14 protein-coding genes are annotated in these 12,461 nt (G+C 61.9%); 6 read left to right on the top strand and 8 right to left on the bottom strand.

What is annotated here, in order from left to right; translation table 11 throughout:
- The 5 genes from QD408_RS16760 to QD408_RS16740 form a co-directional block, all read left to right on the top strand.
- Positions 1 to 480, top strand: a 480-nt coding sequence (locus QD408_RS16760; RefSeq protein WP_414140073.1) for a TOBE domain-containing protein, incomplete at its 5' end; no start/stop codon positions are given.
- A gap of 15 nt (positions 481 to 495) precedes the next feature.
- Positions 496 to 2,055, top strand: a complete 1,560-nt coding sequence (locus QD408_RS16755; protein ID WP_414140072.1) for a GMC oxidoreductase — start codon at positions 496 to 498, stop codon at positions 2,053 to 2,055.
- A gap of 9 nt (positions 2,056 to 2,064) precedes the next feature.
- On the top strand, positions 2,065 to 3,720 hold the full coding sequence (locus tag QD408_RS16750; protein ID WP_414140071.1) for a GMC family oxidoreductase: 1,656 nt from the start codon (positions 2,065 to 2,067) through the stop codon (positions 3,718 to 3,720).
- Between the two features lie 23 nt (positions 3,721 to 3,743).
- Positions 3,744 to 4,913, top strand: a complete 1,170-nt coding sequence (locus QD408_RS16745) for a Gfo/Idh/MocA family protein (protein WP_414140070.1) — start codon at positions 3,744 to 3,746, stop codon at positions 4,911 to 4,913.
- Positions 4,914 to 4,926: 13 nt separating this feature from the next.
- A complete protein-coding gene (locus QD408_RS16740) occupies positions 4,927 to 7,008 on the top strand; it encodes an FAD-binding protein (protein WP_414140069.1) in 2,082 nt (693 codons plus the stop codon).
- Positions 7,009 to 7,018: 10 nt separating this feature from the next.
- Here the strand turns inward: QD408_RS16740 and QD408_RS16735 are convergent, their stop codons facing one another.
- The 5 genes from QD408_RS16735 to QD408_RS16715 are packed head-to-tail and all read right to left on the bottom strand — an operon-like array spanning position 7,019 to position 9,223.
- Complete coding sequence (locus QD408_RS16735) at positions 7,019 to 7,201, bottom strand: hypothetical protein (RefSeq protein ID WP_088681027.1); 183 nt, start codon at positions 7,199 to 7,201, stop codon at positions 7,019 to 7,021.
- Between the two features lie 5 nt (positions 7,202 to 7,206).
- The gene (locus tag QD408_RS16730) at positions 7,207 to 7,437 is read right to left on the bottom strand and encodes a hypothetical protein (RefSeq protein ID WP_414140068.1); all 231 of its coding nucleotides are present in this window, start codon (positions 7,435 to 7,437) and stop codon (positions 7,207 to 7,209) included.
- Positions 7,438 to 7,489: 52 nt separating this feature from the next.
- Positions 7,490 to 8,281 (bottom strand): exodeoxyribonuclease III, encoded by a 792-nt coding sequence (gene xth, locus QD408_RS16725; protein WP_414140067.1) that lies wholly within the window; start codon positions 8,279 to 8,281, stop codon positions 7,490 to 7,492.
- Positions 8,282 to 8,315: 34 nt separating this feature from the next.
- Positions 8,316 to 8,717 (bottom strand): GFA family protein, encoded by a 402-nt coding sequence (locus QD408_RS16720; RefSeq protein WP_088681024.1) that lies wholly within the window; start codon positions 8,715 to 8,717, stop codon positions 8,316 to 8,318.
- Between the two features lie 8 nt (positions 8,718 to 8,725).
- Positions 8,726 to 9,223: a hypothetical protein gene (locus QD408_RS16715; RefSeq protein ID WP_088681023.1), complete on the bottom strand. Its 498-nt coding sequence runs from the start codon at positions 9,221 to 9,223 to the stop codon at positions 8,726 to 8,728.
- Between the two features lie 292 nt (positions 9,224 to 9,515).
- Between QD408_RS16715 and QD408_RS16710 the strand changes: the two genes are divergently transcribed.
- A complete protein-coding gene (locus tag QD408_RS16710) occupies positions 9,516 to 10,052 on the top strand; it encodes a hypothetical protein (RefSeq protein ID WP_414140077.1) in 537 nt (178 codons plus the stop codon).
- A gap of 87 nt (positions 10,053 to 10,139) precedes the next feature.
- On the opposite strand, the gene QD408_RS16705 is transcribed toward QD408_RS16710, so the two are convergent.
- The 3 genes from QD408_RS16705 to QD408_RS16695 all read right to left on the bottom strand — a co-directional run bounded on the left by QD408_RS16705 (position 10,140) and on the right by QD408_RS16695 (position 12,394).
- Positions 10,140 to 10,763: a response regulator gene (locus tag QD408_RS16705; protein WP_414140066.1), complete on the bottom strand. Its 624-nt coding sequence runs from the start codon at positions 10,761 to 10,763 to the stop codon at positions 10,140 to 10,142.
- 2 nt (positions 10,764 to 10,765) lie between these two features.
- Positions 10,766 to 12,154: a sensor histidine kinase gene (locus QD408_RS16700; protein WP_088681020.1), complete on the bottom strand. Its 1,389-nt coding sequence runs from the start codon at positions 12,152 to 12,154 to the stop codon at positions 10,766 to 10,768.
- A gap of 63 nt (positions 12,155 to 12,217) precedes the next feature.
- On the bottom strand, positions 12,218 to 12,394 hold the full coding sequence (locus tag QD408_RS16695; RefSeq protein ID WP_190237383.1) for a hypothetical protein: 177 nt from the start codon (positions 12,392 to 12,394) through the stop codon (positions 12,218 to 12,220).
- Between the last annotated feature and the right edge of the window lie 67 nt (positions 12,395 to 12,461).

Below are 12,461 nucleotides of genomic sequence, written 5' to 3'. Positions count from 1 at the left end.
CAGCAGTTCGGCACGCCGGCGGAGATCTACAACAATCCCGCCAACATGTTCGTCGCCGACTTCATGGGGTCGCCGGCGATGAACCTGGTCAAGGCCTCGGTCGAAAATGGCGCAGGCGGTCTCGCGGTCTCGCTCGAACGGCCGAATGCCGCGCCGCTCAGGCTTCCCGTCGCAACGACCGGCAACGGCCTTTCCTCCTATGCCGGCCGGCAGGTGATCTTCGGCATCCGCCCGGAAGCGCTGACCGACCCCGACGGCGCCGACCGCAACGCCCGTTCGCTGACCGAAGGCGACTGCCTGATCGAAGTCGTCGAACCCGCCGGCTCCGACACCTTCGCCGTCACCAAGCTCGGCGGCAAGGAGGTCGTGGCCCGTCTGCGCGCCGATGCCGGCATCGCGCCAGGCCAAAACACGCGCCTCGCCTTCAATCTCGACAAGGCCGTCTTCTTCGATCCCGAAACACAGGCGCGGATCGTGTGATGTCCAGGTGCTAGGATGAGCGGTTCACCCGACATTGTCATCATCGGCTCCGGCGTCGGCGGCTCCACGGTCGCCGCCGGCCTTGCTTCGACCGGCGCCCGGATATTGATCCTCGAAGCCGGCGACCATATCGCCGACCTTCCCGTCAATCGCGACCAGCGGGCCATCTTCCAGCGGGGCCACTTCCGGCCGCAGGAGACATGGTACGAAGCGGACGGCAAAGGCTTCAATCCCGGCAACTACTACAATGTCGGCGGAAATTCGAAATTCTACGGCGCTGTCCTGTCGCGCTACCGCAGGGAGGATTTCGGCGTCATCGAACACCGGGAAGGCGTGTCGCCGGCCTGGCCCTTTCCCTATGAGGAGCTGGAGCCTTGGTACTCGAAGGCGGAACATCTCTATCAGGTGCGCGGCAGTCTCGGTGAAGATCCCACGGAACCGTACCATTCGACTGCCTATGAATACCCGGCCGTTCCGGATGAGGCGCCGATCGCCGATGTCCGGGCGCGCCTCAAGAAGAAAGGCCTGCATCCGTCTTCCCTGCCGCTCGGCCTGGATCTCGACGCTTGGCTCGCCAAGGCCCAAACACCATGGGATGCGCATCCGAATTCCCGCGACGGCAAGATGGATGCGGAGACCGCAGCTCTCGCGGCGGCGCTGAAGCACGAGAACGTGCGGCTCGAAACCAATGCTCGTGTTATGAAGCTCGAGACGGGAGCGGGGAGCCGGATCGACTGCGTCACCTATCTCAAGAACGGGCAGGCGGTGACCGTCTCGCCTGAGATCGTGATCCTCTCCGCCGGCGCCGTTCAGTCCTCCGTACTTCTGCTGCGCTCGAAAAACGACCGCTTCCCGAGGGGGCTTGCGAACTCTTCCGACCAGGTGGGCCGCAACTTCATGAACCACAACGCGTCCGCGGTCATCGCGGTCTCGCCGCGGTTCAGGAATACGTCGATCTACCAGAAGACTTTTGCCTTCAACGACTTCTATCTCTCGGACGGCGAGGGAGGGCCGCCGCTCGGCAACGTGCAGCTTCTGGGCCGCATTTCCGAAAAGGTCCTCAAAGGGTCTCTGCCGCAAGCGCCAGAATGGCTTCTGCACTTCATCACCAGCCATGCCATCGACTTCTATGCGATGAGCGAGGATGTGCCCAATCCGGAAAGCCGGGTCATGGTGGATGGAGACCGGATCATTCTCCAATGGCAGCGAACCAACTGGGACGCCCATCTTGCGCTCGTCGCAAAATTGAAGGCGATCCTGAAATCGATCGGATTTCCGATCGTGCTGTCGAGGCCCTTTGACAAGCGCACGCCTTCCCATCAGTGCGGAACGATCTGCATCGGAAACGACCCGGCGACGGCGCCGCTGGACCCCTACTGCCGTTCCTACGACCACGAAAACCTCTTCGTCGTCGATGCCGGTTTCCTGCCGACGTCGGCTGCGGTCAATCCTGCGCTCACCATCGCAAGCCAGGCGCTGAGGGTTGCGGATCACATTGCATCGAAGGACTTGCAGGCATCAGCAGATCCAACATTGAGCGCCGGCGGCTTTGGGTCGCGAGAGCGCAGGCAATAGGACAGTAAAATGGGTTTCGACTACATCATCACGGGCGCCGGACCTGCAGGATGCGTGCTTGCAAACCGTTTGAGCGAAGATCCCGACGTCCGCGTTCTCTTGCTCGAAGCAGGCGGAGGCGACTGGAATCCGCTTTTTCATATGCCGGCCGGCTTCGCCAAGATGACCAAGGGTGTGGCGAGCTGGGGGTGGGAAACCGTTCCGCAGAAACACATGAAGGGCAGGGTGCTTCGCTATACCCAGGCGAAGGTCATCGGTGGCGGCTCATCCATCAATGCGCAGCTCTATACACGCGGAAACGCGGCCGATTACGATCGCTGGGCTGATGAAGACGGCTGCGAGGGCTGGGACTACCGCTCGATCCTTCCCTATTTCAAGCGCGCGGAGGACAACCAGCGTTTCGCAGACGACTATCACGCCTATGGCGGTCCGCTCGGCGTCTCGATGCCGGCCGCGCCGCTACCGATCTGCGACGCTTATATCCGCGCGGGGCAGGAGCTCGGCATCCCGTATAATCACGACTTCAACGGCCGGCAGCAGGCAGGAGTGGGCTTTTATCAACTGACACAGCGCAACCGCCGCCGGTCATCGGCTTCGCTCGCCTATCTCTCGCCGATCAAAGACCGGAAAAACCTGACGGTGCGGACCGGTGCGCGCGTCGCGCGCATCCTGCTGGAGGGGAATCAAGCAATCGGCGTCGAGATCGCGACCTCGCGGGGATCGGAGATCGTGCGCGCCGAACGCGAGGTCTTGGTTTCCTCGGGCGCGATCGGGTCGCCGAAGCTTCTTCTGCAGTCCGGCATAGGACCGGCCGATCACCTCAAGTCGGTGGGCGTCAAGGTGCTCCATGATCTTCCGGGCGTCGGCGGCAACCTTCAGGATCACCTCGATCTTTTCGTCATCGCCGAATGCACCGGCGACCACACTTATGACGGCGTGGCGAAGCTCCACCGCACGCTTTGGGCGGGGATACAATATGTCCTGTTCCGCACTGGCCCGGTGGCCTCGTCACTCTTCGAGACCGGCGGCTTCTGGTACGCCGATCCCGATGCGCGTTCTCCCGATATCCAGTTCCACCTCGGCCTCGGCTCCGGCATCGAAGCAGGCGTCGAGCGGCTCAAGAATGCCGGTGTGACGTTGAATTCCGCCTATCTCCATCCGCGCTCGCGGGGAACGGTGCGTCTGTCGTCGTCCGATCCGAGTGCCGCTCCCCTGATCGATCCCAACTACTGGTCCGATCCCCACGACAGGACGATGTCCCTGGAGGGTCTCAAGATTGCGCGCGAGATCATGCAGCAGGCAGCGCTGAAGCCCTACGTCATGGCCGAAAGGCTTCCCGGACCAAAGGTCATGACCGACGAGCAGCTTTTCGACTATGGCTGCGCCAACGCCAAGACCGACCATCATCCGGTGGGCACCTGCAAGATGGGGAGCGGCCCCGACGCCGTTGTCGGGCTCGATCTCAAGGTCCACGGCCTGGAAGGCCTCAGGGTCTGCGATTCCTCGGTCATGCCGCGTGTGCCCTCATGCAACACGAATGCCCCGACGATCATGGTCGGCGAAAAGGGATCGGATCTCATTCGGGGCCTGCCTCCGCTGGCCCCAGCCATCTTCGCCTACGAACGCAATGATGCCAGGCCCCGCGCCCGCGCTGCAATCCGCTAAGCCCTGTCGAGAGGAGTACGACGATGTCAGAAGTAAGAGTTGCGGTGCTTGGCGCCTCGGGCTGGATGGGAAAGGTCCACACCATGGCCTACCAGACCTTTCCGCATTTCTTCGGCGTGTCGGACGGAACGGCGCGCATCGTGTCCCTTGTCGACGGCAATCCGAAGGTCGCCGATGACCTTGCCAACAGGGCGCCGGGCGCCCGAATACTCCAGGATTGGAAACTGGCGGTCGCCGATCCAGATGTCGACCTGATCGACATCTGCCTGCCGGACCATCTTCACTATCCCGTGGCCAAGGCGGCCCTGCTGGCGGGCAAGCATGTCTACTGCGAAAAGCCCCTGGCAAATACCGCTGGGGAAGCGCGGGAACTGGCCGACATCGCCAGAGAGAAGGGTGTAATCACGCGCGTCGGACACGCCTTTCCCCGAAATCCCGTCCATGATCTGGCCAAGGACATCATTCAATCCGGTGAAATAGGTGAGATCAAACTGTTCCGCGGCTGTCAGCACGTCGACATGTACGGTGATCCCATGGCGCCCTTCATGTGGCGCGCCGATGGAAAGCTTGCGCCGACCGGGATCGTCGGCGATACCGGCTCGCACATCTTCAGCTTCATGGATTTTCTGGTCGGCCGTGTCAGTTCCCTGATCGCCGACAATCTGATCGTGACCCCGCGCCGGCCTGTCGTCGAGGGCCTTGCCTATGGCGAGCAGGTGAAACTGTCAGGCAACGAGGCCTGGGCCGATATCACCAATCCCGACGCGACGAACCTGCTCTGCCGGTTCGAAAACGGCGCCGGCGGCATCGTCGATTTCAGCCGCGTCGCGACCGGCCGCAAGTTCATGCAGACCTACGAAGTCTATGGAACGAAAGGCAGCATCGCCTATACCTATGACGAGATAAACCGGCTGCGTTTCTACTCCAACGACGACAGCACGGGACGCCGGGGCTTTCGCGAGATCGACGTGGGTCCGGAGAACCCGACTTTCAGGGCTTTCCTTCCGCTGCCGAACTTCGGCATAGGCTACAACGAGAGCAAGATCATCGAGGTGGCCGAGGTCATCCGATCGATCGTCGCAATGAAACCGATGTGGCCGACATTCGATACGGGCCATCATATCTGCCAGATCGTCGATGCATGCATGGAGTCTTCCCGGCTGAAGCGCTGGGTCGATATCCCGCTCAATTGATTGTGACGAGCCGATGACCATAGACGTTCCGCAGGAAATCCTTGATGCATTGACCGATGTCGACATGCCGCGGCTTCCGCCGGAGGCTCCTGCTTCCGGAACGGTCCGGCTCGCTGGCATCGATGTGCCGGTCTACCGGGCCGGCTGCGTCGTCGTCGGCTCCGGTGCGGCGGGCCTGCGCGCGGCGGTGGAAATGAAGCGGCGCGGCGATGACGTCGTCATCATCAGCCAGAGCGCATGGGGCGGAACCTCGGCCTGTTCGGGATCGGACAAGCAGACCCTTCACACCGCAAACACTGCCGATCAGGGCGATAATTACAAGACGATGGCCCGCGCCATCCGCAGCGGCGGCGCCATGGACGAGGATACGGCCTATGTCGAGGCTGTGGGCTCGTCGCGGATGATGGCGTCGCTGCAATTTTTGGGCCTGCCGCTGCCTCAGGACCCTCTCGGCGGAACGCTGAGATATCAGACCGACCATGACGAGGTCGGCCGTGCCACAAGCTGCGGCCCGCGCACCTCGCGCCTGATGGTGAAGGTGCTGGCGGAGGAAGCGATCCGGCTCGGGGTGCCGTTCTACAACCAGACCACCGCGGTCAAGATTCTCACCGAGGGCGATGGAACCGACCGGCATGTCGTCGGCATACTCATGATGCGCGCCGGCGACCGTACGCAGGAGAACCCGCTGGGCATCGCGCTATTCGTCAGTGATGTGATCGTGCTTGCCGCCGGCGGGCCGGGTGAGCTTTATCGTGACAGCGTCTATCCCAACGGCTGCTTCGGCTCGCTCGGGCTTGCCCTGGAGGCGGGCATCGAGCTCGTCAACCTGACCGAAAGCCAGTTCGGTATCGGAACGCGCAGGGAAGGGTTTCCATGGAACCTGTCGGGCACCTACGTCCAGGCGATCCCGCATATCTACTCGGTCGATATGCAAGGTGTCGAACATCACTTCCTGGGTGAATATTACCGCAGCACCCAGGAATTGGCGTCGAACGTTTTCCGCAAGGGCTATCAATGGCCGTTTCACGCAACGCGCATGCTCGATTTCGGTTCGAGCCTGGTCGACCTCGCCATCTATCGCGAAACAGCGGCAGGGCGGCGCGTCTTCATGGATTTCAACCGGAATCCGCTGCCGGTGCCGGGCGACCTGCCATTCGGCCTGGAGAGGCTGGATGAAGACGTCCGCCTCTATCTCGGCAAGGCCGGCGCCGATCAAGACATGCCGATCGACCGGTTGAAACACATGAACCCGCTCGCAATCGAGCTCTACCGCCGCTACAAAATCGACATTGCCGCCGAGCCGCTGGAATTCGCGGTCAACAACCAGCACATGAACGGCGGCGTCATGGTCGATGTCTGGGGCCGCAGTAATCTCAGGGGCTGTTACGCGGTCGGGGAGGCGGCCGGCACGCATGGCGTGACCCGGCCGGGCGGAGCGGCGCTGAATGCCGGGCAGGTCTTCGGCACCCGGGCGGCCGAGCATATCAGCGCGAACGGTAGAGCGAAGCGGGCTGCAGCAGACGATATCACCACGACCGCGGAGGCGGGCATCGTCGACCTGCTGGGGGCTCTGCGGACCGAGAGCCCGCTCTCCGTCAAATCGATCCGTGCGGATGTGCAGGCGCGCATGAGCGAGAAGGCCGGCATCATCTGCGATCAGGAGAGCGTCAGCGGCGCCTTGAGCGAAGCACGCAAGCTGAATGCCGACATTCGCGACCAAGGCATCGCCTACGGCCGCGGAGCGGAAGCGGTTCGCGGCGTGCAATGGCGGCACATGGCGCTGGCGTCGGAAGCCGTGCTCATCGCGCTTGACTTCTTCATCCGCAATGGAGGCGGCAGCCGCGGGGCCCGGGCAATATGCGATACGCAAGGCGAATCCCTTCCGCTTGTGCGCTCGGGTCCCCTGCAGCAGTATCGCTTCCGGAAGGAACGGCCGGCGCATCGGGAAGAGCAGATCGTCGTTCGGCTCGATGGGAATGAGATCGTGCTCTCAACGCGCCCGAACCGCACCTTCGATGAAAGCGCCAGATCCTTCTTCGAGCGGGACTGGCCTGCCTGGCTGACAGGCCGCATCTATGATCTCGCGGATGAATGAGGGCTGCTGATCAATCGGGATTCGGAACCGCCGGCGGAACCCGGACGCGTTCGGTATCGTCGGAACCTTCGGCGACGGCTTCTTCGCTTTTGCGCACATGCCTCGGTGGATATTTTCCCTCGATCGGCTTCGGCGACAGTTGGTCGTCGGCCTGGATTTCGTCAGTGTTTAGGTAGTTTTTGCCTTCGCTCATCGCCGTCATTTCCGATTGGAGAATTGCGGGGCGGGGATACGATCTTTCGGATCGGCGCGACCTGTTTCAGGGTTGGCACCGGTGGGACGGTCGCCCGCTTCACGGCCGCTGCCCATGTTGACCGGAGGCTTGCGCTGGTCGTCGATATTGGTTTCCGGCAGCTCGTCGTCCTGGGTGTCCTCGTTCAGTGACTTCGGCGGGATCTTTGCAGAATCGGGAATGGAATTGGTTGGCATGGGACAATCTCCTTTCATGCGTAACTCCAGCCGCCATTGCGGGTTCCCCGGCTCATGCGGCTCCAGCTTCGGGAAGGTCGAGTTCGATCATGACCGGCGCGTGATCGCTCGTATGCTCCCAGCCTCGCGGTTTCCTACGGACGCTCGCCGATCGAAGCCAAGGCGCGACTGCCGGACTGAGCAGGAAGTGGTCGATCCGAAGGCCGGCGTCACGCTCGAAGCTGTTTCGCCAGTATTTCCAGAATGTGTAGATGCGCTCGTCCGGATGCAGATGCCTGACGGCGTCGGTCCAGCCTTGAGCGACGAGATGGGCATAGGCCTTGCGGACTTCCGGCCTGAAAAGCGCGTCGTCCAGCCAGCGTTCCGGCTTGTAGACGTCGATCTCGGTCGGCATGACATTGAAGTCGCCAGCCAGGATCGCAGGCACACCGAGTTCGAGAAGCTCGGCGGCATAATCGTGGAGCCGACGGAACCAGCGGAGCTTGTAGTCGAATTTTACGCTTGGGAACGGGTTGCCGTTCGGAAGATACAGGCATCCGATCAGCATGCCGTCGACGACGGCTTCGATGTAGCGGCTGTGGGTATCGTTGGGATCGCCGGGAAGCCCGCGCCGTGTCGGGATCGGCGTCTTGCCCTTGGCGAGGATGGCGACCCCGTTCCACGATCTCTGTCCGTGCCAGATGGCGCCGTAGCCGGCTCGTTCGATCTCTTTTCGCGGGAATCTGGCATCATCTGCCTTCAGTTCCTGCAGGCAGACCACATCGGGCGCATCCTCCTTGAGCCAACGCAGCAGGATGTTCAGGCGGCCGTTGATCCCATTGACGTTGTATGTGGCGATTTTCATGAGACCCCCGCAACTCGGAGCGTTGCCTGGCGTCCTAGAAACGCTCCTGAGTTTCTTCCTCCGGAAGCCCGCGCCCGCAATCGGCCCAATTGAGGCGGCTTTCCACGCCGTAGTGTCCGGCCGGCCGGATTCTCTCCGGGGTATCAAGGGAGCCGGCCGTCACGCGCACGAGCTCATCGCCGTCATATTGCAGATAGAGCGGCGTTCCGCAGTCGCTGCAGAAGCCGCGTGTTGCGATCGGCGACGATCGATACGAAGCCGGTGTGCCGCGCGTCCAGACAAGATCGGCGATCCTGGTTTGCACGAGCACCGCGAAGGGACCTCCGGTCGCCTTCTTGCATATGTCGCAGTGGCAATATCCCGAGTGCGGCGGATGGCCTGCGAATTCATACCGGCAGGCTCCGCACAGACAGCCGCCGCTCCATTGCGTCGGCACGGCCGGCCTCAACGTGTCGCGCCGAAGACGAAGGCGATGCCGGCGACGATTGCGACCGCCGTCAGCGGCTGCTCGCGGATATGGTCTTCGATATCGCGCACGAAGCTACGCGCTTCCGCCTTTGCCACGCGGGCCGTCCCGGAAGCCAGCTCTGATGCCGATTCGGCTATCCGTCCGGCTTCTTTCCGAAGCGCGCGCATTTCCCGATGATCGGCTTGGAAACCATCGGAGGAGCCATCGGTCTCGCCGGTGGAGCGCAGGGCCTGGTCCACGAGCGGAAATTCCTCGTCGAGTTGGGTGATGTCGGGCTGCCGCCTCATCCGGTCGACCGCCTCTGTGTCGGTGCGGCCGGCAGGGATGGAGGTGTGAGTGGCCGACACGGGGTCGGACGCCGGGAAGGTGTCCTCGATTGCCTTGTCGAGCTCGCCTTTCCGGGGTTGCCTGCGCTGTTCTGCCTGTTCCCTACGCATGGATTGGACTGCCGGGGATTCGTTGGGGTTTACCATCAGGGATTCCTCCATTGTACGTCGACAATGAAAGCCACGACGAGGAAAGAAGTTCCGGAAGAATGCGTTCTCGCCTCACACAACGACAGTTGCGTCGAGGGCGGGCGATCCCGTCAGACTGTCCAGCGGATCACATCGGCTCATTTTGCCGGCTAAGGGAATTGGCAATCAGGAAGCCGGACTAAAGTCCTGCTGTGTCTGGCACCTAGGTCCGGTTGCTTTCGATTCGTGAAACAGCGAAAATGTCATGAGTCATATGAAGGCTGAAGAACGGGCGAACGAGGCTAGTAACATGCGTATCTCGAAACGAGATTTTCTGAGATTGAGCGGCGGCGCTGCCGTCGTCCTCGTGGCTGCCGCATCTCCAGCGACATTGAATTTCGACGGTCCCTTTCCTGGTCTGGCAATGAAATTCGCCGCGGCAAAAGATGGTAATAACGGGAACGGCAATGGCGGGGGCAACGGCAATAGCGGCGGGAACGGCGGCGGCAACGGCAATGGCGGAGGCAACGGCAATGGCGGAGGCAACGGCAACGGGGGAGGCAACGGCAACAGTGGCGGCAATGGCGGAGGGAGCGGAAGCGGCAATTCCGGGAGCGGCAGCGGCGGAAGCTCTGGATCTTCTTCCTCTTCGACCGGATCGTCAGCATCTTCGGGTGCGAGAGCGACCGCGGATTCCAGCGGCTCGATCGACGTCCGTCATGCGAACGGCATCACGGAAACCCTCGAGCGCGGCCGCTACACCATGAAGGACTCGAAAGGCAGGACGATCATAAGCCGGCAGGCGACGGCCAATGATGCCCGCCGGCTGAGCCGCTTCCTCCGTTAAGGAAATTCCGGCAAATAGTGCAGCCGGATTGCGTGAAAACAAAGAGATAGAGCATTCGCCGGTCCAAGAGACGCGAATGCATCTGGTTTAGCTTCGTTCGCGCCATTGCAGAGCCGCCTCGGTCCGGTTCGTTGCGCCGAGCTTGCTCAGAATCTGCGTCATATGGTGTTTTACGGTCTTTTCCTGCAGGCTGAGACGCAGGCCGATATGCTTGTTCGACAAGCCTTGGGCGACGAGATCCATCACCTCGCGTTCCCGCGGCGTCAGGCTGTTTTTGTCGGAAGGTCCGCCCTGCAAAGAACTCTCCATGACCTTTGCAGACATCGTCGGCGAAATATATCGCGTGCCGCTCATGATCGTTTGGATCGCCTCGGCGAGACCACGGGAGCCGACACCCTTGAGGACATAACCCATCGCGCCGCGTTGCAGAGCGCCGAGCAGCGTGTCCACTTCCTCCGATACCGTCAGCATGAGAACTTTCGTCGAGGGGCTGCGCGTCAGGACGTGGCCGATCGCGGATAGTCCGCCGCCGGGCATCGAGACATCCAGCAGCATGACGTCGGGGCGATTGTCGGAGGCGATCATGGCCGCGTCATCGCTGCTGGCGCCTTCACCCACGACGACGAAGTCGCTGATCTCCGACAAGCTGCGCGTGACGCCCTCACGAAAAAGCGGGTGGTCGTCCACGACGCCTATGGTGATTGCTGCCATCTCTAATCTCCCACTTCCATAGGCTCGAAGATCATGGTCACGGTCGTCCCTCCTTCGCCTGTCTTGACGTCAAAGGAGCCTCCCAGACTGTCGATCCGCTCTCGCAGTCCTACCAAGCCGAGGCTCGTCGGTCTCACCTCGGTCGGGTCGAAACCATCGCCCCGGTCGCTGACCTCGACACGAACATGACCATTGTGCGAGACCGCCTTCACAGCCTGTTCAATGCCGCCGCCATGACGATAGGCATTGTTCAGGGCTTCCTGGATGAATCGATAGATACAGATCTTCACGGCAGTAGCAAGTTCAGGTCCATCCTCATCGACAACAGTCTCGACGCGGGTTTCGGTCTTGTGCTGATGCGCTTCGACGACCCGGGTGACGATTTCGGTGATCGAGGATTTCTCGATCTGCGGCAGCACGAGGCCGCTGCAGATATTGCGGATCTCCGTCATGGCCTCGGCAAGGCTCGAGCGGATCCATGCAAGCTCCTTTTCCCGGACCTCCGGCTGCGTGGAGGCATTGACCAGCAAGTCGCTGTCCAGGCGCAGCGAGGCGTAGGCGATATGCTGGGCCGGACCGTCGTGCAGGTCGGCGCCGATGCCGCGCAGATAGGTTTCGTTCAGCGCCGCCGCCCGCTGGGAAGCGCGTTGCAGCCGCCGTTGAAGTCCGCGGTTTTCCGTCAGCAGCGCGGACAGTTCACGGACGCGTTCCCTCAGATCCTTGCGTTGCGCCTCTATCGTGCGGCTGCTGCGAAACACCAGAACGGAGAGAACCAGGAAAAAGATTGCCGTGAGTGCGGCGACGGCGCCCCAGCTCCGTAACCTGGCGTGCGCCAGGCTGTCCCCGAGCCCTTCCGCCGTTTCGTAGAATTCGAGGACGGCGACGGCCTGCCCCGACCATGGCTGGAGCACAGGGTTGTAGATTTCCATCAGCGGCTTGCCGAGCGCGCGCTCCTTGCCGCTTTCCGGATCGTCGGCGATCTCGTAGCGTGCGACGAGAGACCCCGCAAAAGCCCTCTGGAGCTTGTCGTTGACCGGAAACTTCTTGCCCATCAGCTCCTTTTCGTTCGAATAGAGGATGGTGCCGTCACTTCTCCAAAGTTTGAACGAAACCAGGCGCCTGCCGAGCGCGCCCTGGCCAAGGGTCTCATCCAGCGCCTGAGCGCTGACTTCGTCCAGCAGCGATTCCTTCTGCATGTCGGGAAGCAGCGGCGCGACCACGCTATCCACGTAGAGCGCCGTCGCAGCGCCGGAATTGTGGATGACGGCCTCCTCGATGAGGTGGGTCACGAAAATGCCCACCAGCAACATGGCGGCGATCGAGATGAGCCCACCCGTGATGAAGAACTGGGAGGCAAGGGAGCGGGCATTCCAACGGCGAAGCCAATTCATTTTGATACCGGCGAGAAACGTCCCGCTTAACCTATCGCGTCTTTAGAGTTTTTCCAGATAAGATCAGGGTACGTTCCGGGTATCGAAGACTTCCGCGCCTCGGACGCTTTCCGTCAATTGGGTGGTGTCGCCCGACATTGCCGCGCCGAAGACATAGAGAAGGCCGGCGAGAACGATAAGGAGGGCAATGACGGACACGGTCCATGCTTCATCGGCTTTGGATCTGTTGCTTTGGGTCATGTTCAATCTCCTTCGCATCCTTCGAAACGACGCCGATCCCGTGGCGTTCCACCTTCGGGACCTCGGT

It is taken from the genome of Rhizobium sp. BR 249 (genome assembly GCF_047445895.1).
GTDB lineage: Bacteria > Pseudomonadota > Alphaproteobacteria > Rhizobiales > Rhizobiaceae > Rhizobium.
The sequence above is the reverse complement of the archived record's forward strand: the minus strand, read 5'-3'. Positions and strand labels throughout refer to the sequence as shown.